We start from the raw sequence: 23971 nt of genomic DNA, 5'->3' as shown, positions 1-23971 counted from the left end.
CGTTCGGGTGGACACCAGCTACCCCCGCTCGGTCTCCGACGGACCTCGCCGAGCGTACTCACGGTGACGGCGGTCACATGCAGGGACGGTCGCGAGGAGCGAGGGTGCCCGTCACCCGTTCGGGGCCCGGTGGGACGATGCATCGGCGACCGGTGACGCTGGGGGAGGCGATGGACGGGCCCGTGTGGGCGATCGTGCTTGCCGGGGGCGTGTCCCGGCGGTTCGGCGATCGGCCGAAGCAGTTCGAGCGGGTCGGCGGCCTCCGGATGGTCGACCGCACGGTCGCGGCCGCCCGGCGCACGTGCGACGGCGTCACCCTGGTCCTGCCCCCGGGCCGGAACTGGGACGGCGAACCCGTCGACGCGCTGGCCGAGGGCGGCGACCACCAGTCCGAGTCGCTGCGCGCCGGGCTCGCGACCCTGCCGTCCGACGCCGCGATCGCCGTCGTCGCCGACCCGGCGCACCCACTCGCGTCCGACGACCTGTTCCGCGCGGTGGTGGCCGCCGTCCGGGCCGGTGCCGACGGAGCGGTGCCCGTAATGCCGATCCTGGAGGTCGTCCAGCGCGTGCGACAGGGCCGCGCGGTCGAGACCGTGCCGAAGGACGAACTGGTGCTCACCCAGTCGCCCCAGGCCTTCCGGGTACCGGTACTGCGGGCCGCACACGCGGACCGCCCCCGGCCGGTCGACAATTCGAGCCTGCTCGTCGCGCTGGGCCACCGCATCGACGTCGTTCCGGGCGAACCCGACAATCTGCACGTCACCACGGCCGCAGAACTCGGCGTCGTGCAGAGGCTCACGTCCGGACGATTTGCCGATCCGGTCCGATCTGCACTACCAAATGGGAATGTTCACGCCACTGCATCGATCACGGACGGTGGCGCACCTGATACAGCGGAGGGACCCGCTTCCTGATGGACGCACAACACGACACGCCCGTGGTCATCCTCTGCGGAGGCCAGGGCACGCGCATCCGCGAGGTCAGCGAGCGGCTGCCCAAGGGCATGGTCGACATCGGTGGCCGCCCCATCCTCTGGCACATCATGAAGCTCTACAGCCACTACGGCTACCGACGGTTCATCCTCTGCCTGGGCTATAAGGGCTGGGAGATCAAGCAGTTCTTCCTGGACTACCGCTCCCACATGTCGGACTTCACGCTGTCACTGTCGGAGGGTGACCACCAGCCGCGGTTCCGCAACGGCGTCGCCGACGAGAACTGGGAGATCACCTTCGCGGAGACCGGCCTGAACGCCGGCACCGGCGCGCGCCTGCGCCGCATCCGCGACTACATCGACACCCCGCACTTCATGATGACCTACGGCGACGGCGTCAGCGCCGTGGACATCGAGAACCTCGTGAAGGTCCACCAGGCCGGCGGCCGGGTCGGCACCGTCACCGGCGTGCACCCGACCTCGAAGTTCGGCGAGATGAACGTCGACGGCGACCTCGTGGCCGAGTTCAACGAGAAGCCGACGCAGGTCACCGGCTGGGTGAGCGGCGGGTACTTCATGTTCGACCGCTCCTTCCTCGACGACTACCTCGACGACTCCGAGGGCCTGTTCCTCGAGGCCGAACCGCTGCAGCAGCTCGCCCGCGACCAGCAGCTCACCGTGAACAAGCACGAGGGCTTCTGGGCCGCGATGGACACCTACAAGGACTACCAGGCCCTCAACGAGCTCTGGGACGCCGGCAACGCGGCCTGGAAACTCTGGGACGACGACACCCGCACCTGGTAAAACCCCGCGCCACAGTCCCGCGAGTCGCCCGACTTCCGCACGCGAGTCGCCTGGTTCCGACCGGCGAGTTGCCCGCTCTGGGGCTTCGAGCCGCCAGTCTCGACATCGAGCGGGCCCGCGCCGTCCGGATCGGGCGACTCGCGCGGCGGGAGTCGGCGGCTCGCGCGTCAAACCGGGCGACTCACGTGTCGGGGGCGGGCGACTCGCGGGGCTACGGGCTGGTGGTGGTGTGGCTCAGGAGCTGCTTCCACTCCTCCACACCGAGCATCGTCGGGGCCTCCAGGCCGCCGCCGCTCGTCAGCGCCTGCACGGCCAGGGCGGCCTCGCCGTCGTCGTCGGGACGCACCACGCGCACGAGCAGCGGCCACGACTCGCCGCCGATCATCCCGTTGACCTCCTCCGTGCCCTGCTCGGTCTGGAACTGCCGTACGGCGTCGGCGGTCGTGCGGTCGAACTCCCCGCTGGCGTCCACGATCCGCAGGCCGGCCGCCCGCAGCAGGTGCTGGGCGGCGCGCACGGCGGCGCCGCGGTCGGCGATGCGCAGCAGTGGCCAGGACGCCTGCACCGCCGCGTCGCGCGACAGGTGCTGGCCGAGCAAGCCCGCCACCTCGGCGCGCAGCTGCGGGAGCATCCCGTACAGCACGTCACCGGGGCACGCGGTGTCCTTGAAGTCGCGGTGGCCGAAGATCTCGGTCGGCCGGATCGCGTACTGCTGGCAGATGTAGGCACACAGCTCGCGCAGCCGGTTCCACAGCTCGCCGGGCGGCCGCTCGACGGTGTAGATGCCCTCGTTCTCGATGCCCACCGCCACGATGTTCTGCCCGGTGGTGTGCGCACCCTCGACCTGCTGCCTGCCGATCCGCAGCACCTCGAGGCTGCGGTGCCTGCCCTCCAGGACGAAACCGCCCCGGCTGATCGTGAAGTGCTGGCCCGTGTCGATCCATCCGCGGCGGTCCATGTGGAAATTCTGGATGGCGCGGGCGAGGGTGTCGGCGGCGGCGCGGCTGAAGTCGGCCTGGTTCGGCGTCGCCGTGTGATGCACGATGATCTTGATGGGACGCTGGTTCCAGACGGGCACGATCGCGCTGTTCGGACGAGCCCCCCATCCGCTGGTGCCGATTATCGGTGGGGACGGCACCGCCGTCGCCCGGCCCGCGCCGATCGTGCCCGTCACCGTGCCGGCCACCGCGAGCCCGCCGAGCAGGACCCTGCGTCGCGACACGCCCTCTCGTTCCACGCGCCGCCCTCCTGCCGCCTCGATCCGCACCACCTCGCTGTCGGTGATCACGACGATGCGGCACCGATTGACGACGCACAAACCGCACACCCCGATGAGGTGTCGCCCGTCCGAGGCCCACCGGGCGGGGAGGGCCCGCTGCTTGTCGTTGTTACCCATGAGTAATACGCTGTGGGTTACCGAGGAGTAGACGGCGCCCATGATGAGGAGTGACGGGGTATGGGGCACTTCAGGAGCAACCTGCGCGACCTCGAGTTCAACCTCTTCGAGGTGTTCCGCGTCCAGGACCGGCTGGGGTCCGCCCCGTTCGACGGGGTCGACATGGACACGGTCAAGGGCGTGCTCGGCGAGCTCAACAGCGTCGCGACCGGACCGCTCGCCGCGTCCTTCGTCGACGCCGACCGCAACCCCCCGGTCTTCGACCCCGCCACGCACTCGGTGACGCTGCCGCAGTCGCTCAAGGACGCCTACAAGGTGCTGTGGGACGGCGAGTGGTGGCGGCTGGGCCTGCCGGCCGAGCTCGGCGGGTACGGCATCCCGCCCACCGTCCAGTGGGCGGCGGCGGAGCTCATCCTCGGCTCGAACCCCGCGGCGTTCATGTACATGGCCGGCCCGAACTTCGCCGCCGTCGTACACCGCAACGGTACCGACGAGCAGAAGCGCTGGGCCGAGCTCATGATCGACCGTGGGTGGGGCGCCACGATGGTGCTCACCGAGCCCGACGCGGGCTCCGACGTGGGCGCGGGTCGCACCAAGGCGATCCGGCAGCCCGACGGCACATGGCACGTCGAGGGCGTCAAGCGCTTCATCACCTCGGCCGAGCAGGACATGACCGAGAACATCCTGCACCTCGTGCTCGCCCGGCCCGAGGGCCCCGGACTGGAGCCCAGGCCGGGCACGAAGGGCCTGTCGCTGTTCCTGGTGCCGAAGTTCCACTTCGACCCGGAGACCGGCGAGCCCGGTGAGCGCAACGGCGCCTTCGTCACGAACGTCGAGCACAAGATGGGCCTGAAGGCCTCCACCACCTGTGAGCTGACGTTCGGGACGCACGGGAAGCCCGCGGTCGGCTGGCTGCTCGGCGAGGTGCACAACGGCATCGCGCAGATGTTCGAGGTGATCGAGTACGCGCGGATGATGGTGGGCACCAAGGCCATCGGCACGCTCTCCGCCGGTTACCTCGCGGCGCTGGAGTACGCCAAGGAGCGCGTGCAGGGCGCCGACCTGCCGAAGATGCTCGACAAGACCGCGCCCCGCGTCACGATCACCCACCACCCGGACGTCCGTCGCATCCTCATGCTGCAGAAGGCCTACGCCGAGGGGTTGCGCGCGGTCTACACCTACGCCGCCACCTGGCAGGACCGGATCCGCGCGGGCCAGGCCGCGGGCGAGGACACCTCGCTCGCCGAGCGCGTCAACGACCTGCTCCTGCCGATCGTCAAGGGGGTCGGCTCGGAGCGGGCCAGCGAGCAGCTGCTGCTGTCGCTGCAGACCCTCGGCGGTTCGGGCTACCTGCAGGACTACCCGATCGAGCAGTACATCCGCGATGCCAAGATCGACTCCCTCTACGAGGGCACCACCGCGATCCAGTCGCTCGACTTCCTGTTCCGCAAGATCGTGCGGGACAACGGTCAGGCGCTGATGCAGGTCGCGGGGGAGATCCAGGCGTTCCTCGACGCGGAGTCCGGCAACGGCAGGCTGAAGGAGGAGCGCGCACTGCTCGCCACCGCGCTCGCCGACGTGCAGGGCATGCTCGGCACGCTCACCGGCTACCTGATGGCGTCGGCCGAGGACCCGTCGAACATGTACAAGGTCGGGCAGCACACCGTGCGCCTGCTCATGGGCGTGGGCGACCTACTCGTCGGGTGGCTGCTGCTGCGCCAGGCCGAGGTGGCGCTCACCGCGCTCGGCGGCGAGGTCTCCACGAAGGACCAGGCCTTCTACGAGGGCAAGGTCGGCGCGGCGCGGTTCTTCGCCAAGACCGTGCTGCCGCAGCTGTCGGCCCAGCGCGCGGTGGTGGAGGCGGCGGACAACAGCCTCATGGAGCTGCCCGAAGCGGCGTTCTGACGGCGCGAACGGCACTTTCGCACGAACTTGTCGTGCGAAAGTGCCGTTCGCGTGCTCTTGTCAGCCGGCGATGTAGTGCTGCAGCTGCTCGCGCTCGGACTCCAGCTGGTCGATCCGGGCCTTCACGATGTCGCCGATACTGACGATCCCGGCGAGCCGCCCGTCGTCCACCACCGGGAGATGCCGGAACCGGCCCGCCGTCATGGTGCGGGCGACCTCCGTGACGTCGGCGCCCGGCTCGCACGTGGTGACGTCCGAGCTCATGATCTCGGCGACGGTGAGCTCGAGGAGCCCCGATCCGCCGTCGTGCAGCCTGCGCACGACGTCGCGTTCGGAGACGATCCCGACCAGCACGTCGTCGTCCACCACCGGCATCGCGCCGACGTTGTGGGTGGCGAGTGCTCCGATCAGGTCCGCCACCGTGGCCGACGGTTCCACCGTCGCCACGGCGCTGCCCTTGTTCCGCAACAGGTCCGCGATCCGCATACGAGCCCCCGATCCCTCGCCGACTGTCCGTTTCGAGGGTACGAAGTGTGACCGGGGTCGCGGAAGACCCCGGTCGCGGGCGGGCTACCGCCGGTAGATCGCTCAGCCGCCACAGATGACGATCGGCGACGGGTTGTAGGTCACGGTCCGGGTCTCGGTGCTCACCTCGCCCGTGCTGATCTCGCGCAGCGTGCGGGTGTCGGTGATGGTGAAGCCCGGCGCGCCCCGGCTGGGGCTGCACGGCTCCCCGGCCGGGATGGTGACGGTGTGAGGCTCCGTCGGGTTCGTGCGCGGGCCCGGGGTGGACGTCACCTCGTAGCGCTTCGTGCCGTTGAGCCGCACGGTGAGCGACTGCGGCGTCCAGACCGTCTCGATCAGCACGCCGGTCGGGTTGTCGTTGCGGAATTTCACGTCGATGACGTCGTTGTAGACAGTCGCCTCGCGCCCGGCGGGGTAGCGGCTGATGTAGAAGCTGTGCTCCCGGTGCTCCACGTCGACCATGCCCGCGAAGTAGGCGGCGTTGTACAGCGTGGTGGCCACCTGCGACACGCCACCGCCGATACCGCGTGCGGGATGGCCGTCCTGGATGATCCCCGCCTCGACGTACCCGTTGGCGGCGTTGCGCGGGTTGGTGGCGGCGTTCAGGCTGAACGTCTCACCCGGCGCCACCACCGTGCCGTCGATCTGCTCGGCCGCCCGCCGGATGTTCTGCCCTGAGTCGGCGGCGAACCCGCCGGTGGTGAACTCGCCGATCACGCCCGTGATACCGAGCGCGTTGAGTTCCTCGGTGGTCAGCTCGGCCGGCTGGTCGGCGTACACCGCGGTGATCTCGCGCGGGGCGGGGGTGGTGAGTGCGGGCAGCAGCATCTGCACGGTCGCCTCGTAGTCGACGCCCCGCCCGTCCTGCGAGGGGACGACGACCGGGGTACCGGAGGAGAAGTCCAGCGAGGCGTCGCGGCCGGGGCGCTCGGACGCGGCCAGCTGCGGCGTGAGCGCTTCGGTGACGGCGGTCGAGTTGATCTCCGGCACCAGCTCGCCATCCTCGGCCCGGAAGGAGAGCACAGTGGCGATCACCTCGGGCTCGAGGACGCCCTGCGTTCCACCCTCGCCCAGCACCGTGACCGGGGCCGACACCGCGGGCCGGGCGACGCCCTCCATCGACGCGGTGACGTCCTCCGGGGTGGTCGTGGGCGGCAGCTCGGTGAGCGGGAGGTCGACGACGTCGCCGGCAGCCCACTCGGTGCGCAGGACCTCGGCGGCCGCCTGCACGTCGAGCTCCTGACCCGCCACGGGGTCGACGGGCACCGGCGTAGTGCCCTCGAACTGGACGGTGCCCTCGACGGGCGCCCGGTTGACGATCGGCGACAGCTGCTCCAGCGCCGCGGTGAGCGCAGCGTCGTCGGCCGTGGTGACCGGGGCGACGTCGCGGGTGGTGAAGAACGAGGTGATGCGCGTGATCGGGTTGAGCGGCTGCGTGCCGGCCTGCTCGAGGGTGCCGGCCCAGTCGACGGTCAGGCCCGCCGCCGTCGGGTCGAGCTCGCTGCGCGCCGGCCCGACCGTGACGGCCACGGGCTGCGTGGTGCGGGGCTCGATCGCGCTGCGCAGGCGCTGCTCGGCCTCGGCCATGCCGAGCCCGCCGATGCGCACTCCGGCCACGGTGACGCCGCGGGGCACCGAACCGGAGCTGAGCAGCAGGTCGCCGACGTAGAGCAGTGCCAGCACGCCGACGACGGCCGCGACGATCAGCAGCGGCCGCCTCCGCCTGCGGCGTTCGCCGCCGCCCGGACCATCGGCGTCAGCGGTGGGCGGGAGGCCCGTAGCGGTCTCCGTGAGCGGAATGCGCTCCGTGGGCGGGTCCACGGGACCGCGCGCGCCCCCGGGGGGCGGCGGGGTGCGCGGGAGCGCCTGCGTGGCCTCGCCGTCCGTGGGGTTGAACCAGGAGCCGTTGCCCTCGGTGGGACGGGTGACCTGCGTGGTGGCACCACCGGCGCGGACGTTGACGGTCGGCGCCTCGGCTGCTGCGGCCTCGCTCCCGACCGGGGCGCTGCCCGACGCCGCCCCGACGGCCGTGCGAACAGTGGGCCCCTCGTCCGCCGCCTCGGCCGCGGGCTCGGCAGCGGGCCGCGGGCGCGGGACGGGCCTGGCCGCCGCGGCTTCCGGCCGGGCGGCAGGTGCGGGCGTCGGGCGCGGCCGCGCGGGTGCCTCGGCGTTCAGCTCCACGGTGCTCTGCTCGGGCGCCGGCGCGTCGGCCGGGGCCGGCTGCTTCGCCGGACGGGGTGTGGGTCGGGGCCGCTCGGCAGCCGCCGGCTCGGCCGCCGGGGCGGGGTGCGGAGTTGGGCGGGGCCGCTCGCCAGAGGGCGCCTCCGGGGTCGCGGAGGGTCCCGGCTGCGCGGCGGGTGCGGCGGGGGCGCCCGGCTGCGCGGCGGACTCGGGTGCAGCGGTGTTCTCGTCCGCCTCCGACGGGTTGGCAGCAGGCACGTCGCCCGCGGACCCGTCCGGGGCCGGTGCTGTCGCAACAGGGCCTGCCTGCTCGCGCTCGGCCCCCTGGTCCGGGGTTCCGGCGGCCGGCACGGCCTGTTCCACCTGTGCCTTCGGCCCGTGGCCGCTGGCGTTCTCCGTCAGGTCCGTCTCCGGACGGGCCGTCGCCTCGCCGGGCGAGGACTGCCGCTCGGGCATGAAGTCCGTTTCCCCTCAACCAGTTCGACCGGGCCGGCGGGCGGCCCGGTACGTCACAGGTACAACCCCGTACCGTGCTCGGTGCGCTCGGTCGCGACGGCGTGCAGTTCACGTTCCCGGAGGACCAGGTACGTCACTCCGTGCACGTCGACCTCGTACTGGTCGTCCCTCGCGAACAGCACCCGGTCGCCGACCTTGACCGTGCGGACGTTGGCGCCGACGCCGAACACCTCTCCCCAGATGAGACGCTTGGCGACCTCTGCGGTTGCCGGGATCACGATGCCGGCGTTGCTGCGACGCTCACCGCCGCTGTCCGGCCGCACCATCACGCGGTCGTGCAGCATCTGGATCTCGAGCTTGGGGTCCTGCACCGGCCCGATGCTACGGCCTCCCCGGTCGCGGTCCGGGGACGCCCTCGCGCCCCGGGAACGGGAAAGCCCCGTGGTGCTGTCAGGTCGGGGGTCCGACAGCGCCACGGGGCTGTACTGGGAATCGGAACCGGGCGCCCCATCGTTACCCGGCACGCGCTGTCACCGGGTTTTCACCTGTTCGGAGTAGTTGCGAGTCAGGGCTGGGCGAGCAGGTACCGGCCGAAGTGCGGCACGGTGAACGCGATCTGGCCCCGCTGGGCGGAGAACACGAGCCCCTTCTTGAGCAGGCTGTCGCGCGCGGGCGACAGCGACGAGGCCCGCCGGGCCAGGTGCTCGGCGATCCCGGCCGTGCCCACGGGCTCGTCCCGGCCGTCGGCGAGCTCGGCCATCGCCCGCAGGTACTCGCGCTCCGCAGGCGTCGCGCGTTCGTAGCGGGAGCCGAAGAACCCGACGGCCAGCTCGGCCTCCGCGTCCGGAGCGGCCATCTTCACGTCCGCCGCGCTGATCGGGCTGCGGACCGCCGCGTCCCACGCCGCCTTGCCGTACGCCTGCACGAAGTAGGGGTACCCGCCGGAGGCCTCGTAGAGGGCGTCGAGGGCGTCGGCGTCGAAGGTGGCGTCCTCCCGCTCCGCCGGCGCGAGGAGCGCGAAGTCGGCGTCGGCCCGGTCGAGCTGCCCGATCCGCACGTACTTGAACAGCCGCTCCGAGTACGACTTCGACGCCGACAGCACCGCGGGCAGGTGCGGCAACCCGGCGCCGACCACGACGAGCGGGGCGCGCGACTGCGAGAGCTCGTGGCAGGCCGCACAGAGCGCGGAGACGTCGTCGGCGCGGAGGTCCTGCATCTCGTCGATCAGGAGAGCGGCGCCCGTGCCGACGTCGGCGGCCAGCTCCGCGACGTCGGTGAACAGCTCGACGAGGTCGATCTCGATGTCGCCGGAGTCGGCGCGCCCGTTCTTCACCGGCACGTCGATGCCCGGCTGCCAGCGGTCGCGCAGCTTCGCCCCGTCCGGGGCGGACCGCAGGGCGAACGCCTTGAGCACCCCGAGCACCTCGTCGACGCGCTCGGGCGCCCGGTGGCGCACGGCCAGGTCGCGGATCGCGCGGTGCAGCGCGGCCGACAGGGGTCTGCGCAGGTCGGCGTCCGGCCGCGCCTCGATCTTGCCGGCGCCCCAGCCGGCCCGCATCGCCATCGACCGCAGCTCGCCGAGCAGCACGGTCTTCCCGACACCGCGCAGGCCGGTGAGCACCAGGCTCCGCTCCGGGCGCCCGCGCGCCACCCGCTCCAACACGATCTCGAACGCGTCGACCTCCCGGTCGCGACCGGCCAGCTCGGGTGGGCGCTGGCCGGCACCCGGGGCGAACGGGTTGCGCACGGGATCCACCCATCGGACGGTATCGGCGAATCTTGCCCGAACCGTAGAAGCGGCTAGCGAACGCGATGGCGTGTCGCCGATCGGTCCGTATCGAGGTTTCTCGGCTCTTCCCTAGATACGCGTAGAAGGCGCGATCGCTAGTGCACGCGGGCGGGCTGGCCCGTGCCGGCGTCCAGGCGCACCCGCCACAGCCGGGCGGTCGCCCCGACCGCCGTCAGGAGCATGAGCCCGGCGGCGACGGCGGCGGTGGTGCTGAAGCCTGCCGCGAACGCCGTTGTCGCGGCCTCCCGCAGCGGCCCGCCGAGCGTCTCGGGAAGCTGGTCGGCGACCGCGATGGCCCCGCCGAGCGTCCCGGACGCCGCCTCGACGTCCTCCGGCGGAAGACCCGGCGGAACGGCGTCGGCCACGCGTGCGCGGTAGACGGCCGCGGCGATGCTGCCCAGCACCGCGATGCCCGCCGCACCGCCGAGCTCCGCCCCGGTCTCACCCATGGCGGCCGCGCTCCCCGCCCGCTCCGACGGCGCGGTGGTGACGATCATGTCGATGGCGAGCGGGGCCAGCAGCCCCGTGCCGAGCGTCAGCACCGAGTAGCCGAGCACGAGGACGCCGACGCCGGAGGCCGCGCCGAGGCTGCTCACGAACGCGAAGCCGGCTGCGGCGAGCAGGAGGCCCGCGCCCGCCGGTACCGCGGGCCGGACCCACCGGACCAGCGTGGTCGCGAGCACGATCCCCGTGAGCGTCCCGCCGATCGTCGGAAGCTGCCAGAGCGCGGCGGCGAAGGGCCGGAGGCCGAGGACGAGCTGCACGTGCTGGGTGACGAGGTACCCCATCCCGGCGCTGCCGACGATGAGGAGCCCGTACGCGCCGAACGCGGCCGTGAAGCCGCTGTTGCGGAACAGCCCGACGTCGAACAGCGGGTCCGACAGCGTCGCCTGGCGGCGCACGAACGTCACCCCGACCGCGATGCCGACGGCGACCGTCGCCACGGGCAGCCACTCGACGCGCCCTGCCTCCGCCATCTCCTTGACGCCGTACATCACGGGCAGGATCGCCGCCATCGACAGCAGTGCACTGAGCAGGTCGAAGCGGCCGGGGTCGGGGTCGGTGGACTCCGGGAGCAGCAATGGGCCCACCACCAGCAGCAGGACCATCACCGGCACGTTGATCAGGAACACCGAGCCCCACCAGAAGTTCTCGAGCAGCAGGCCGCCGACGATCGGGCCGATCGCGATGCCGCCGGTGAGGGCCGCCGTGAACACGCCGATCGCCGCGCGGCGCTGGTCGGCGTCGCGGAACATGTTACGGATCAGGGCCAGGCACGACGGCGCGAGCGTGGCGCCGCCGACCCCGAGCAGGGCACGCGCCGCGACGAGCGCCGCGGCAGTGCTCGCGTAGGCGGCGAGGACGGATGCGGCCCCGAAGGCGGTGGCGCCGACGAGCAGCAGGCGCCGCCTCCCGATGCGGTCGCCGAGCGAGCCCATCGTGAGTAGCAGCCCGGCCATGAGGAAGCCATAGATGTCCATGATCCACAGCAGCTGCGGTCCGGTCGGCTCGAGGTCGGCGCTGAGCCACGGCGAGGCCATGAAGAGCACGGACAGGTCCATCGAGGCGAGCAGGGCCGGCAGGACGAGCACCCCGAGGCCGGCCCACTCACGTCCGCCCGCGCACGCCGGGGAGGTGGTCATACAGGAACCATACAAGGGTCTTATACGTGCGTCTATTACGCTTGTATAAGACGCACGTACGGCGGGTTCGTAGACTGACGGGATGGGACACCGCGAGGACCTGCTCGCCGGCGCGAAGCGCTGCCTCGCCGAGAAGGGCTATGCCCGCACCACCGCACGGGACATCGTGGCCGCGTCGGGCACCAACCTCGCGTCCATCGGCTACCACTTCGGCTCGAAGGACGCCCTGCTCACAGCTGCCGTCATCGATTGGTTCGACGACTGGGACGACGAGATCGAGCAGGCGCTGCACAGCCAGCGCGACCGTGAACCGGCCGAGCGACTCAGCGCGTTCCTCGACGCCGTCCTGCACGCCGCCACCTCCGACCGAGCGCTCGCCGGGGCGAGCCTGCAGGCAGCCGCCCAGGCCGAGTACTCCGACGAGCTGCGCGATCAGCTCGGCGAGGCGTACAACCGCGGCCGGCGGGCGTTCGCCGCGATGCTGCTGCAGGTCGAAGAGAGCGAGATCGACGACGAGCGCGGCCGTGCGATCGGTTCGCTCGGGCTCGCCCTGGTCAACGGCATGGTCCTGCAATGGCTCATCGACCCGGAGCGGGCGCCGTCGGGCAGCGAGCTGGCGGCGGCGATCCGCGTACTGCTGACGCCCCGGACCTGAGCCACGGGCGGCGGGCCGGCGCGCAGGCGAGCTACGCGCGCCGCGTAACGGCGTCGGCGAAGCAGAACAGCCCGAACGCCGCGAACCCGACCGCCACGACGACGAGCAGCCACGCGCCCAGCCCGGTGGTCCCGAGTGCGCGGAGCGCGGCGTCCAGCCCGCCGGCGCGCTGCGGGTCGGAGAACAGGGCCGCCGACCCGGCCAGCACACCGATGACGGCCATCGCCAGCGCCCGCGCCAGGTGGCCCGCCGCCCCGACCAGCTCGATCGTCCGCCGGGCGGCAGGCCCGAGCCCGCGCAGGTCGAGGTCGCCCATGAAGGTCCGGCGCACGCCGGTGTAGGTCATCGCCCCCGCGATGACCAGGATCGTGGCCGCCGCGAGGCCGAGCAGGATCCGTCCGGCCGGGAGCGCCAGCACCTGCGCCGCCATCGTCTGCACGGCGGTGCCGTCCTGCGACCTGCGGCCGACGAGATAGTTGACGACGATGCCCGCGAGGCCGCCCATCGCGATCGACTTGGCGACCGCCCCGACGCGTTTGCGGAACCGCTCGCCGCCGTGCACCCAGCGGAAGCCGACGGCAGCGGCGCTGAGCTGCCACACGGCGAACGCGACCAGTCCGACGGCGCCGAGCACGAGCGCAATCACGCCGCCCGGGGTGCGGGCGATCGTCCCGACGGCGCCCTCGGGGTCGGGCGGCGCGTCGGGAACTCCGAACGCCACCTCGAGCGCGAGCCACGCGACGATCACATGCACCAACCCGTACCCGACGAGCCCGATCCGGCCCAGCAGGTCCACGATCCGGCCGGGCGCGTCCGACCGCCCCTTCCGCACCGAGCGACGCAGGCTGGCGAGCGGACGGGTCATGCGGTCACCTACCCCGCAGCTCCTCATCGCACTCTCTTGTCCATTCTCGGATTCTCGCTAGGAAGGCGTATACGAGCCGATCTGGTTGAGTGACGGCGTGGACGAGAGCCTGTTCGACGCAACCGGCCCGGAGATCGTGACCGAAGGGGCGGGCTGGCACGAGCAACCGGGCGACCGGGCGGAGCTGGACCTCACCTACACCGCGATCGCCCGGACGCGCACCGACGCCGTCCACGAGCTCAACCACCGCGTCGCAGGTGCGAACCCCGTGCTCGACGGTCCCGGCCTCCGTGTCACGCGCCGCAGCCTCCGCGTGCACAACGAGTGGCGGGGCAACCGGGTCGTCGGCTGCCGGGCGGCCGAGGAGATCGCGCTACTGGTCACCGACGTCACGGTCCTCGAGGCCACGCTGTCCGCGCTCGTGGCCACCGAGCCGACGGCCCTGCACGGCCCCCGCTGGCAGCTCACCGACCCCGCCGCGGGCCTGCGCGAGGCCCAGCGGCTGGCCGTCGAGGACGCCCGGCGGCGGGCGGAGGGTTACGCGGTGGCGCTGGGCGGCACGCTCGGTCCGCTGCGCAAGCTGTCGGAGGGGCTCAACCACGCGCTCCCGGCCGGTGGGTACCGGCTGGCGGCGGCGGAAGCGGCCGGACCGGACGTCCGCGATCTCGGCCTCGAGCCGGAACCCGTCCGCGTGACGGCGCAGTGCACCACCACCTGGGCGTTCCTGCCGACGCAGTAACACCGTCAGCACGCGCCCGATGCATCTGATGTGGAACCCGGCACGCAGCGTGAGCCCGGCGGGGCCCCGGCACCCCTGATGCGCCCCACGGACCACGCCCGCGGCGTGCTGCGCCGGGTCGAGGTGTTCCTCGGCCTGCTGGTCGCCGGGGTCGCCGTGGTCGTCGGTACGGCGGTGGTGCAGCAGGCCGTCCAGCCCGACCCCGACGCGGTCGTCGTGGCCGAGTTGCTGGAGCCCGGTCCCGCACCGGAGCTGGCGATGGTGGGCGCCGCGTCCCCCACCGCGATCGGCTGGACGGACCCGGACGGCCGAGCCCACACCGGCCTGTTGGAGGTGGCCGCCGGGTTGCCGCTCGGTGCCACCGTGCCCGTCGAGATCGACGCGGCCGGCCGGCTCGTCGGTGCGGTGGGGGACAGCGAGCTGGCCCGGCCGAGCGGGCTGCAGGTCGGCGTCGCGACCGCGCTGGGCGGCTGGGCCGTGGTGTTCGCTGCGGGTGCGGTGTGGCGCAGCCGGCTGGCGGCCCGCGACAGCGCCGCCTGGGCCACGGAGTGGGCCCGCGTCGAGCCGGTGTGGAGCGGCCGGGCGCGTTAGCGCTCCCCGGGACCGGGGACGACGGTGCCCTCGATCACCCGGCCCTCGCTCACCCGGCCCTCGCTCACCCGGCCGTCGTGACTCGGCCGGTCGCCGGTGCGCTCGTCCACGTCGTCCACGACGACGCCGTCGACGACCGGCCCCTGCGAGCGGATCCGCGCCGACCGCAGCCCGGGCGAGCGCCGCTCGGCGGCCCGCACGAGCCGCCTGCGCACGAGCGCGCGGGTGGGCGGCAGCACGAGCAGCAGCCCGGCGAGGTCGGTGACCAGGCCGGGGACGAACAGCAGCACACCGCCCGCCGCCACGAGTAGCCCGTCGGTGAGCTCGGAGTGGGCTACCCGGCGGTTCGAGACCGCTTCAGCGAGCGCCTGCGCGGCGCGCACCCCCTCCCGGCGGGCGAGCCACAGGCCCAGGACCGATCCGGCCAGCAGGACGAGCAGCGTCCAGCCCAGCCCGATCGCGGATCCCAGCGCGACCAGCGCGACGATCTCGACCACGAGGTACAGGAGCACGAACGGCATGCCTCTAGTAACGCACGAGATGCCGTTCGTGCTCCCGACGAAGGGTCACGGATGGGTGTCAGCGAGTGATCAGGCCTGCCGAACCGTCAGGAAAGCCACGTTCCTGACGCTGAACGACAGCAACGTGGCTTTCCTGACACCGAGGGCCGGCTACCAGGTGAGGGCCAGGCCCGGGTCCGTCAGCAGCGCGCCCACGTCGGCCAGGAACCGGGAGCCCTGCTCGCCGTCGACCAGGCGGTGGTCGAACGACAGCGCGAGCTGGCACACGGTGCGAACCGCCAGCTCCCCGTCGACCACCCACGGCGCCTGCTTGATCGAGCCGACGGCCAGGATGCCCGCCTCACCCGGGTTGAGGATCGGCGTGCCGGTGTCGACGCCGAACACCCCGACGTTCGTGATCGTGAACGTGCCACCGACCAGGTCGGCGGGCGGGGTCTTCCCGGCCCGCGCCGTGGCCGTGAGCTCGCCGAGCGCCGCCGCCAGGTCGCGCAGGGAGAGCGTGTCGGCGTCGCGGACCTTCGGCACGATCAGCCCGCGCGGGGTGGCCGCGGCGATCCCCAGCTGCACCCGGTCGTGGTAGACGATCTCGCCTGCCGCCTCGTCCCAGTGGGCGTTGACCTCCGGGGTGCGCCGCGCCGCGAGGCAGACCGCCTTCGCGACGAACGCCAGCGGCGTCAGCCGCACGTCGGCGTACTCGCGGGTGGCGCGCAGCCGGTCGCGCAGCGCCATCGTCTCCGTGACGTCGACGGCGAGGAACTCGGTGACGTGCGGGGCGGTGAACGCGCTGCTCACCATCGCCGCCGCGGTGGCCTTGCGGACGCCGCGGATCGGCTCCCGCCGGACGCCGCCGACGCTCGGGGCGGCGGCGGGCTCCGGCGCGGCGGTACCACCTGCGGCGTACGCCTCCACGTCGGCGCGGGTGATCACGCCGCCGTCCCCGGTGGCGGTGACCTCCCGCAGGTCGACGCCCAGGTCCTTGGCGAGCTTGCGGACCGGCGGCTTGGCCAGCGGCACGAGCCCACCGGCCGCCGGGGCGCCGTTCGAGCTCCCGCCGGCGGGCTCGGCCGCCATGGGCTCCGGGGATGCGGGGGACTCAGGCGGTGCGGCGGGTGGCGTGCTCGCCCGGGCAGCCGCCCCCTGTGCCACCGGCTCCGCCGTGGAGCGCCGGGGCCGGCGCTTGACCGAACCGGCGCGCGGGCCGTAACCGACCAGCGTGGCGATCCGCCCGTCGGCGCCGGCCTCGCCGATCTTGGCGCCGCCCTCACCCGTCGGTTCGGCGGCGCCCTGGGCGGGCGCGGGGGCCGAACCCGCCTCCGCGGTCTCGATCGTGATGATCGGCGCGCCGACGTCGACGGTCTGCCCCACCTCGACGAGCAGCTCGCCGACCGTGCCCGCCCACGGGCACGGCAGCTCCACGGCCGCCTTGGCCGTCTCGATCTCGACGATGATCTGGTTGACGGTGACGGTGTCGCCCGGGGCCACCCGCCAGCCGACGACCTCGGCCTCCGTCAGACCCTCGCCGACGTCGGGCACCGCGAACTCTCTACGCATCCTCGATCACCAGGCCAGCGAGCGGTCGACGGCGTCGAGCACCCGGTCGAGGTCGGGGAGGTAGTCGTCCTCGCAGCGCGACGGCGGGTAGGGGGTGTCGAACCCGCACACCCGCAGCACCGGCGCCTCCAGCGAGTGGAAGCACTGCTCCTGCACCCTGGCGGCCACCTCGGCGGCCACCGACACCTCGGACGGCGACTCGGCGACCACGACCAGCCTGCCGGTGCGGCGCACCGAGTCCAGGACGGGGTCGAGGTCCAGCGGGGACAGCGTGCGCAGGTCGATCACCTCGAGGTCGTGGCCGTCCTCCCCGGCCGCGGTGGCGGCCTCCAGGCACGTCTTCAGCTCGGCGCCGTAGGAGGCGAGCGTGAGCGTGCTGCCCGGCCGGACGACCCGCGACGAGTACAGCGGCGGCGGGGTGGCGTCGGGATCGACCTCCGCCTTCTCCCAGTAGCGCCGCTTGGGCTCGAAGAAGATCACCGGGTCGTCGGACGCGATCGCCTGCTGGATCATCCAGTAGGCGTCGACCGCGTTCGAGCAGGCCACCACCTTGAGCCCGGCCACGTGTGCGAACAGCGCCTCGGGCGACTCGCTGTGGTGCTCGACGGCGCCGATCCCGCCACCGAACGGGATGCGCACGACCACCGGCATCTTCACCTTGCCCTGCGAGCGGAAGTGCAGCTTCGCGAGCTGGGAGACGATCTGGTCGTAGCCGGGGAAGACGAACCCGTCGAACTGGATCTCGCACACCGGCCGGAAGCCGCGGATCGCCAGGCCGACGGCGGTGCCGATGATCCCCGACTCCGCGAGCGGCGTGTCGAGCACACGCTGCTCGCCGAAGTCCTTCTGCAGCCCGTCGGTGACCCGGAACACGCCGCCGAGCTTGCCGACGTCCTCGCCCATGACGAGCACCTTGGGGTCGCGCTCCATCGCGGCGCGCAACCCGTCGTTGAGGGCCTTCGCCATCGTCATCGCGGTCATCAGCGCGACCCCTCCGTCTCGAAGGACTCGTGGTACTTCAGATACGCCTCGCGCTGTGCGTCCAGGACGGGCGAGGCCTCCGCGTACACCTCGGAGAACATCCGGTCCGGCGCAGGCTGCGGCATCTCACGGCAGAAGCTGCGGAACCGCTCGGCCAGCTCGTCCGACTCGGCCTGCACGCCGTCGAAGAACTCCTGCTCCACCCCGTGCTCGCGCACGAGGTTCACCCGCACCCGCTCGATCGGGTCCTTGAGCTTCCACAGCTCCAGCTCGTCGGCCAGCCGGTAGCGGGTGGGGTCGTCGGAGGTGGTGTGGGCGTCCATGCGGTAGGTGAACGCCTCGATCAGGACCGGGCCGTTGCCGGTGCGGCACTCCTCCAGCGCCCAGCGCGTGACGGCCAGGCAGGCCAGCACGTCGTTGCCGTCGACCCGGATGCCGGGGAAGCCGTACCCGGTGGCCCGCTTGTAGAGCGGGACGCGGGTCTGGCGCTCGGTGGGCTCGGAGATGGCCCACTGGTTGTTCTGGCAGTAGAAGACGAGCGGGGCGTCGTAGACCGCCGCCCAGACGAAGCCCTCGTGGACGTCGCCCTGGCTGGTGGCGCCGTCGCCGAAGAAGCAGATCGTGGCCTCGGCGTCCGGGTCCTCGCCGACCTTGCCCTCGAAGCGCTGCCCCATCCCGTAGCCGGCCGCGTTGAGGCACTGGTTGCCGATGACGATCGTGTACAGGTGGAAGCCCGCGGACTTCGGGTCCCAGCTGCCGTGGTCGGTGCCGCGGAAGATGCCGAGCAGCTCGGTGGGGTCGATCCCGCGGGTCCACGCCACCCCGTGCTCCCGGTAGGACGGGAACGCCATGTCCTGGGGCTGCAGCGCGCGGCCCGCCCCGATCTGCGCCGCCTCCTGCCCGAGCAGCGGCACCCAGATGCCCAGCTGGCCCTGGCGCTGCAGCGCGTTGCCCTCGCGGTCGAACCGGCGCACCAGCACCATGTCGCGGTAGAGCGCCTGCAGCGCGGCCACGTCGACGTCGGCCGCATAGCTGTCGAAGCGCGAGTCGCTGACCCGCTCGCCCTCCGGGGTGAGGAGCTGGACGAGATCGGCGCCGCCCTCGTCGGTGGCCTTCAGCCCGGCGACCACCTGCTCGCGGCTGGGGCGCGGCCCCGATGGCGTCGGTGTTTCCGACGGGGTCCACTCGTGCGGGACGGACATGGATGCCTCCTCGTGCTCACGGACCCGCGACCGTTCGTGGCGGGCGCGGGACGGGCCCGGCCGGATCACGACGCCCGGGTGAGGGTGGCCACGATCCGGCGCTTCGGCGTCATCCTGACACGAGCGGGCGCTCGCCGGGGAGCACCGGCCACGAACGCACGAACGGCACGTCCCGGCGTCGGGACGTGCCGTTCGTGGCCCGGCTGCTCAGCGAAAGGTGATCGCTCCGCGAGCCCGCCTCAGCGCTCCGGCGTGCCGGGGTAGGGCTGACCGGGCTGCGGCGAGGGGTTCGGCGCGGCCTGGGGCGGCGTGGGCGGCGTGGGCGGCGTGGGCGGCTCGCTGTAGCCGGCGGTCTTGCCGAACCCGGCGTTCTGGTCGTAGCCCTGGGTCTGGCCGTTGCCGGTGGCGCCGTGGCCCGGCGTGTGACGGATCCCCGCCACGTTCTTCGCCTTCTGTGCCACGCCGCTGATCTGGCCCGAGTACCTGCCCTTCGTCTGCTTGTCGACGAAGGCAGCGGCCTGGTCGAGGTACTTGCCTGCCTTCTCCGGGTTGTTCTTGGCGTAGCGCCGCGCGGCCTCGGCAGCCGTCGCGAGCGTGGCCAGCTTCCTGAACAGGGGCATTGCGGTCCTCCGTCGTGTGGTGCTCTCAGCGGTACAACGCCCGGTCGGCGTGTCGTGGTTCCGGGAGTACCCAACCTAGCCGGGCCGTCACGCGTGGAACCGCGGGAATCACGGACGGTGACGTCACGCAACGGTGACCCGGCCCGAGGTGTCCAGGAGTCGGCGAGATGGCAGCATTCCCGCCTACTCGCCGTCCACAAGACCGGAGGTCACCGTGTCGCCCAGCTCCCGATCATTGCCGGCTGCGCTCGCCGCGGCCGCGCTCGCCGTCGTTCTCGCGGGCTGTGGGGGGAGCAGTGAACCGGCGGCCCAGGGTGGGAACGGCGAGGTGGACCTGGTCAACGACGGGCAGCTGACCACCTGCACGCACCTGCCGTACGAACCGTTCCAGTTCCAGCAGGGCGACGAGATCGTCGGCTTCGACGTGGACATGGTCGACCTCGTCGCGCAGAAGCTCGGCGTGGAGCAGACGATCATCGACACGCCGTTCGACACGATCCAGTCCGGGGCCGATCTCGACACGGGCAAGTGCGACATCGCCGCGGCCGCCATGACGATCACCGAGACGCGTGAGCAGAACCTCGACTTCTCCGACCCCTACTTCGAGGCGACCCAGGCCCTGCTCGTCCCGGCCGACTCGGGTATCACCGACGCGAGCGGCCTCGCGGGCAAGCGGCTGGGTGTGCAGAACGGTACGACGGGACAGACCTACGCCCAGGAGAACGTCCAGGGCGCCGAGCTCGTGGTGTTCGAGGACCTCGGGCTGCTGCTTACCGCCGTGCAGACCGGCACCGTCGACGCGGCCATCAACGACAACGGTCCGCTGCTCGACTTCGCCAAGAAGAACCCCGGGCTCGAGGTGACCACGGAGTTCGACACCGGCGAGCAGTACGGGTTCGGTGTCCGCACCGGCAACACCGCGCTGCTCGAGGTGGTCAACGAGACGATCGCCCAGACCAAGTCCGACGGGACCTACGACCGCATCTACGAGAAGTGGTTCGGCCAGGCCCCGAGCCAGGGCTGACGCGCTCGATGGCACTCACCCGTCGCCAGCGCGCCAGGGCCTCCCGCGGAATCCAGTACGCGATCGCGCTCGCCGTCGTCCTGGTGGCCGCGTTCACCGCCGACTGGTCCCAGATCGGCCGTTCCTTCTTCAACGTCCAGGTCGCCGTGAACCTCATGCCCGAGGTCTTCACGATCGCCCTCAAGAACACGATCATCTACACCGCACTCGGGTTCGGGCTCGGGTTCGCGCTCGGCCTCGTGCTCGCGCTGATGCGGCTGTCGTCGGTGGCCGTGTACCGGATCGTGGCCGCCGCATACATCGAGTTCTTCCGCGGGCTGCCGGCCCTGCTGGTGTTCATCGGGGTCGGCGTCGCCGTCCCGCTCGCGTTCGGCGTGATCCTCGACCGCAACCTGTCGATCATGATCGCGCTCGGGCTGGTGGGTTCCGCGTACATCGCGGAGACGATCCGCGCGGGCATCCAGGCGGTTCCCCGCGGCCAGGTCGAGGCGGCCCAGTCGCTCGCGATGTCGCCCGCCAAGACGATGTCGTTCATCGTGGTGCCGCAGGCGTTCCGCATCGTGCTGCCGCCGCTGACCAACGAGCTGATCCTGCTCACCAAGGACTCGTCGCTCGCGTTCTTCCTCGGCTCCACGCTCGAGCAGCAGGAGCTGGCCCAGTTCGGCCGGACGGCGCTGAACCAGGAGCGCAGCCTCACCCCGGTCCTCCTGGTCGGGCTCTGCTACCTGATCATCACGCTCCCGCTGGGCTACCTGGCCCGCCGACTGGAGCGCCGGTACGGCAGCGCCGGGATGCCGAAGGGGGCCGAGGTATGAGCGAGCTTGCGAGCGAATCATGGGCACAGCACCGGTGCGAACCGCCGACCGAGCACCGGGGGACGGCAGCCGGCGGAGCCGGCGGGGTGGGTAGGCACAGCGAGGGAGTGCGGTGACCGAGCCGATCGTCCGGATCATCGATCTGCACAAGTCGTTCGGCGCGAACGAGGTGCTCCGTGGCATCGACCTCGAGGTGGCCAGGGGCGAGGTGCTCTGCATCATCGGCCCGTCCGGTTCCGGCAAGTCGACACTGCTGCGCTGCGTGAACCTCCTGGAGGTCCCCACCAGCGGCACGGTGGTGGTGGACGGGCACGAGATGACCGACCCCGACGTCGACATCGACGCCGCCCGCCGCAGCACCGGGATGGTGTTCCAGCAGTTCAACCTGTTCAGCCACCTCAGCGTGCTCGACAACCTCACCATCGCCCAGCGGCGGGTGCTGGGCCGGAGCCGGGCCGAGGCCGAGGAGACGGCGCGGGCGAACCTCGCGCGGGTCGGGATCAGCGAGAAGGTCAACGCCCAGCCGGGGCAGCTCTCCGGTGGCCAGCAGCAGCGCGTCGCCATCGCGCGGGCGCTGTCGATGGACCCGGCCGTCATGCTGTTCGACGAGCCGACCTCGGCGCTCGACCCCGAGCTCGTGGGGGACGTGCTCGACGTGATGCGCAAGCTGGCGGACGAGGGCATGACGATGCTCGTGGTGACGCACGAGATCGGGTTCGCCCGCGAGGTGGCGGACCGGGTGCTGTTCATCGACGGCGGAGTGGTGGTGGAGCAGGGGCCCCCTGCCGAGGTGGTCGGGAACCCGCAGCACGAGCGGACCCGCACGTTCCTCGCCCGCGTGCTGCACGACCGGCACCCCGCCTGAGCACCTGAGCCGGGCGGGAACCCGCTGATCAAGGCGCCGATGTCGGCCTACACCGATTCAGCAGCGACATCCCCGCCTTGATCGCGGAGAGACACTCCCCGGCACCGCACGAAACGATCAGTGCGCCGTTCCCGATTGATCCCCAGTGATCATTCGCAAGCTCCCCGCCGCCGTCGCGGCCGTGCTCGTGTTGACGGCAGGCTGCGGCGGTGCCGAGCCCACGCTGGGCACCGCGCAGGCCGCCACGACGGCGGCGCCGACGACCACCGCGCAGGCCACGCCCACCACCGTCCCGCACCGACGACGACCCCGGCCCCGACGACGGTCGCCCCGGTCGCCCCCGCGCAGGCGCCCCGCCGCCGAAGTCCCAGCCGGCCCCGCCGCCGAAGTCGCCGGCCGCGCCGCCACCGGAGCCCGAGCCGCAACCGAAGCCCGAGCCCGACCCGCAGCCCCAGCCGCAGCCCCAGCCGCAGGCGGTGTCGAACCCGGAGCCGCGGGCGTCCGGAGGTTGCAACCCGAACTACGACCCGTGCGTGCCGAACGACCCGAAGGACGTCGACTGCGAGGGCGGTTCCGGGAACGGCCCGTCGTACGTGTCCGGCCCGGTGCGCGTCACCGGCGAGGACGTCTACGGGCTCGACGGCAGTGACAACGACGGGGTCGGCTGCGAGTAGCTACTTCGGCAGGCGCCCCATCAGGAAGAACTCCGGGTTGGGGCGCAACGCCGTCAGGTGGGCGAGCCGGTTGGACATCGCGAACAGCGCGGTGATCGCGCCGACGTCCCAGATCTCGTCGTCGGTGAGCCCGGCCATCCGCGCGTCGTCCAACTCGGCGTCGCTCAGCGCGGCCGAGTCGGTGGCGATCAGCAGTGCCAGGTCGACGATGGCCCGCTCCCGCGGGCTCAACTCGGCCCCCCACGGGTTGGTCGCCACCCGGTCGGCGATCTCGGGGTCCTTGGTGCGGACCCGCAGGATCGCACCGTGGGCCACCACGCAGTAGGTGCAGTGGTTGGCCCCCGAGGTGGCCACGACCACCAGTTCGCGCTCGGCTTTGCTGAGCCCGTCGGACGACTCCATCAGGGCGTCGTGATAGTCCAGGAACGCCCGGAGCTCGGCGGGCCGGCGTGCGAGCGCCCGGAACACATTCGGGACGAAGCCGGACTTCTCGGCGATCGCCCCGATCCTGCTCTGCAGGTCCTCGGGCATGTCCTCCAGCTCGACGTGGCCGAACCGGCTCACGCGGTCTCCACTCATAGCGGTCGACGGTAGCCCCTGGAACCGGGACGATGCGGGGCATGGCCGTGCCCGAGGAGATCCGCACCCGGCTGTCCAGGTGGTGCGCCGCCCGCGTCTCCCACAGCGAGCGCGAGCAGCGGCAGATCAGCTACACGATCCAGGGCCGGGAGGTCACGATCCTGGACCGGAGGACGCCCACCTACCCGGAGCTCGGGGCGGCGTGGTCGTCCACCGCCATCGCACAGCTGCGCCTGGACGACCCGACGCCGGGAATGTGGTCGCTCTACAGCCCGGCGGGCAGCGGCTGGCGGCACAAGACCGAGGGCGCCGACCCGATCGCCCTGCTCGACCTCGTCTCTGCCTGATGTGATGAAGGAGCGGGGCCTCCGCTCCTCGTGACTCCCGGCTCATGCTCGGGGTGCGCACGTCCCACGGTTCGAGGAGGTCCCTTGTGAGCGAACAGTACGCGGGACGGCAGATTGTCGGGATCGATCTGCATCGGCGGCGGTCGGTGCTGGTGCGGATGACCGAGTCCGGGCGAGCGGTTGGAAGACGGTGCGGATCTCCAACGACCGGGAGTTCCTGCGGCAGGTGATGGCCCGCGCCGGTGAGGCCCCGGAGGTGGTGGGCGAGGCGACTTATGGCTGGTATTGGGCCGCGGACACGCTCGCCGAGCT

At 72.2% G+C, this 23971-nt stretch carries 24 protein-coding genes; 11 read left to right on the top strand and 13 right to left on the bottom strand.

Features of this window, described 5'->3' with window-relative positions; all coding sequences use genetic code 11:
* The first annotated feature begins 104 nt into the window (after nucleotides 1–104).
* Nucleotides 105–914 (top strand): IspD/TarI family cytidylyltransferase, encoded by an 810-nt coding sequence (locus tag KME75_RS07870; protein ID WP_219413869.1) that lies wholly within the window; start codon nucleotides 105–107, stop codon nucleotides 912–914.
* Entirely contained in the window at nucleotides 914–1735 is an 822-nt protein-coding gene (locus KME75_RS07865) for a glucose-1-phosphate cytidylyltransferase (protein WP_219413868.1), read from the top strand. Before KME75_RS07870 ends, KME75_RS07865 begins: the two co-directional genes overlap by 1 nt.
* Before the next feature lie 211 nt (nucleotides 1736–1946).
* Here the strand turns inward: KME75_RS07865 and KME75_RS07860 are convergent, their stop codons facing one another.
* A complete protein-coding gene (locus tag KME75_RS07860) occupies nucleotides 1947–3173 on the bottom strand; it encodes a peptidoglycan recognition protein family protein (protein WP_246631686.1) in 1227 nt (408 codons plus the stop codon).
* Between the two features lie 18 nt (nucleotides 3174–3191).
* Between KME75_RS07860 and KME75_RS07855 the strand changes: the two genes are divergently transcribed.
* Nucleotides 3192–5036: an acyl-CoA dehydrogenase gene (locus tag KME75_RS07855; protein WP_219413867.1), complete on the top strand. Its 1845-nt coding sequence runs from the start codon at nucleotides 3192–3194 to the stop codon at nucleotides 5034–5036.
* A 60-nt stretch (nucleotides 5037–5096) separates the two neighbouring features.
* On the opposite strand, the gene KME75_RS07850 is transcribed toward KME75_RS07855, so the two are convergent.
* The 5 genes from KME75_RS07850 to KME75_RS07830 form a co-directional block, all read right to left on the bottom strand.
* Nucleotides 5097–5522: a CBS domain-containing protein gene (locus tag KME75_RS07850; RefSeq protein ID WP_219413866.1), complete on the bottom strand. Its 426-nt coding sequence runs from the start codon at nucleotides 5520–5522 to the stop codon at nucleotides 5097–5099.
* A 102-nt stretch (nucleotides 5523–5624) separates the two neighbouring features.
* Entirely contained in the window at nucleotides 5625–8198 is a 2574-nt protein-coding gene (locus tag KME75_RS07845) for a VanW family protein (protein WP_219413865.1), read from the bottom strand.
* A gap of 53 nt (nucleotides 8199–8251) precedes the next feature.
* A complete protein-coding gene (locus tag KME75_RS07840; protein ID WP_219413864.1) occupies nucleotides 8252–8569 on the bottom strand; it encodes a GroES family chaperonin in 318 nt (105 codons plus the stop codon).
* 194 nt (nucleotides 8570–8763) lie between these two features.
* Complete coding sequence (locus tag KME75_RS07835) at nucleotides 8764–9954, bottom strand: ATP-binding protein (RefSeq protein WP_219413863.1); 1191 nt, start codon at nucleotides 9952–9954, stop codon at nucleotides 8764–8766.
* A 128-nt stretch (nucleotides 9955–10082) separates the two neighbouring features.
* Entirely contained in the window at nucleotides 10083–11630 is a 1548-nt protein-coding gene (locus tag KME75_RS07830) for an MFS transporter (protein WP_219413862.1), read from the bottom strand.
* Between the two features lie 82 nt (nucleotides 11631–11712).
* Here KME75_RS07830 and KME75_RS07825 point away from each other — a divergent pair, with 82 nt between their 5' ends.
* The gene (locus tag KME75_RS07825; protein ID WP_219413861.1) at nucleotides 11713–12285 is read left to right on the top strand and encodes a TetR/AcrR family transcriptional regulator; all 573 of its coding nucleotides are present in this window, start codon (nucleotides 11713–11715) and stop codon (nucleotides 12283–12285) included.
* 31 nt (nucleotides 12286–12316) lie between these two features.
* Here KME75_RS07825 and KME75_RS07820 read toward each other — a convergent pair whose 3' ends face one another.
* Nucleotides 12317–13150, bottom strand: coding sequence for a DUF1206 domain-containing protein (locus KME75_RS07820; protein ID WP_219413860.1), 834 nt, complete (start codon nucleotides 13148–13150; stop codon nucleotides 12317–12319).
* Between the two features lie 97 nt (nucleotides 13151–13247).
* Here KME75_RS07820 and KME75_RS07815 point away from each other — a divergent pair, with 97 nt between their 5' ends.
* Complete coding sequence (locus KME75_RS07815) at nucleotides 13248–13889, top strand: SIMPL domain-containing protein (protein ID WP_219413859.1); 642 nt, start codon at nucleotides 13248–13250, stop codon at nucleotides 13887–13889.
* Nucleotides 13890–13967: 78 nt separating this feature from the next.
* Nucleotides 13968–14480: a hypothetical protein gene (locus KME75_RS07810; RefSeq protein WP_219413858.1), complete on the top strand. Its 513-nt coding sequence runs from the start codon at nucleotides 13968–13970 to the stop codon at nucleotides 14478–14480.
* Here the strand turns inward: KME75_RS07810 and KME75_RS07805 are convergent.
* From KME75_RS07805 to KME75_RS45710, 5 genes are all read right to left on the bottom strand, one after another.
* On the bottom strand, nucleotides 14477–15001 hold the full coding sequence (locus KME75_RS07805; protein ID WP_219413857.1) for an FxsA family protein: 525 nt from the start codon (nucleotides 14999–15001) through the stop codon (nucleotides 14477–14479). The genes KME75_RS07810 and KME75_RS07805 overlap by 4 nt on opposite strands.
* 150 nt (nucleotides 15002–15151) lie before the next feature.
* A complete protein-coding gene (locus tag KME75_RS07800; RefSeq protein ID WP_219413856.1) occupies nucleotides 15152–16552 on the bottom strand; it encodes a dihydrolipoamide acetyltransferase family protein in 1401 nt (466 codons plus the stop codon).
* A gap of 6 nt (nucleotides 16553–16558) precedes the next feature.
* Nucleotides 16559–17533, bottom strand: coding sequence for an alpha-ketoacid dehydrogenase subunit beta (locus tag KME75_RS07795; protein ID WP_219413855.1), 975 nt, complete (start codon nucleotides 17531–17533; stop codon nucleotides 16559–16561).
* A complete protein-coding gene (gene pdhA / locus KME75_RS07790) occupies nucleotides 17533–18735 on the bottom strand; it encodes a pyruvate dehydrogenase (acetyl-transferring) E1 component subunit alpha (RefSeq protein ID WP_219413854.1) in 1203 nt (400 codons plus the stop codon). The genes KME75_RS07795 and pdhA overlap by 1 nt, the downstream gene beginning before the upstream one ends.
* 239 nt (nucleotides 18736–18974) lie before the next feature.
* Nucleotides 18975–19355, bottom strand: coding sequence for an antitoxin (locus tag KME75_RS45710; protein WP_219413853.1), 381 nt, complete (start codon nucleotides 19353–19355; stop codon nucleotides 18975–18977).
* Between the two features lie 214 nt (nucleotides 19356–19569).
* Here KME75_RS45710 and KME75_RS07780 point away from each other — a divergent pair, with 214 nt between their 5' ends.
* From KME75_RS07780 to KME75_RS07765, 4 genes are all read left to right on the top strand, one after another.
* Nucleotides 19570–20379, top strand: a complete 810-nt coding sequence (locus tag KME75_RS07780; protein WP_308282633.1) for a basic amino acid ABC transporter substrate-binding protein — start codon at nucleotides 19570–19572, stop codon at nucleotides 20377–20379.
* Nucleotides 20380–20387: 8 nt separating this feature from the next.
* A complete protein-coding gene (locus KME75_RS07775; protein ID WP_219413852.1) occupies nucleotides 20388–21194 on the top strand; it encodes an amino acid ABC transporter permease in 807 nt (268 codons plus the stop codon).
* A gap of 112 nt (nucleotides 21195–21306) precedes the next feature.
* The gene (locus tag KME75_RS07770; RefSeq protein WP_308282632.1) at nucleotides 21307–22059 is read left to right on the top strand and encodes an amino acid ABC transporter ATP-binding protein; all 753 of its coding nucleotides are present in this window, start codon (nucleotides 21307–21309) and stop codon (nucleotides 22057–22059) included.
* A 533-nt stretch (nucleotides 22060–22592) separates the two neighbouring features.
* Nucleotides 22593–22733, top strand: a complete 141-nt coding sequence (locus KME75_RS07765) for a hypothetical protein (protein WP_219413851.1) — start codon at nucleotides 22593–22595, stop codon at nucleotides 22731–22733.
* Here KME75_RS07765 and KME75_RS07760 read toward each other — a convergent pair whose 3' ends face one another.
* Nucleotides 22734–23312, bottom strand: a complete 579-nt coding sequence (locus KME75_RS07760; protein ID WP_219413850.1) for a peroxidase-related enzyme — start codon at nucleotides 23310–23312, stop codon at nucleotides 22734–22736.
* 41 nt (nucleotides 23313–23353) lie between these two features.
* Between KME75_RS07760 and KME75_RS07755 the strand changes: the two genes are divergently transcribed.
* Entirely contained in the window at nucleotides 23354–23659 is a 306-nt protein-coding gene (locus KME75_RS07755) for a DUF3024 domain-containing protein (protein WP_219413849.1), read from the top strand.
* The last annotated feature ends 312 nt before the right edge of the window (nucleotides 23660–23971 follow it).

The organism is Pseudonocardia nigra (genome assembly GCF_019396355.1).
Taxonomy (GTDB): Bacteria; Actinomycetota; Actinomycetes; order Mycobacteriales; family Pseudonocardiaceae; genus Pseudonocardia; species Pseudonocardia nigra.
Note: the sequence above shows the minus strand (reverse complement) of the source record. Positions and strands in the feature narration are given on the sequence as shown.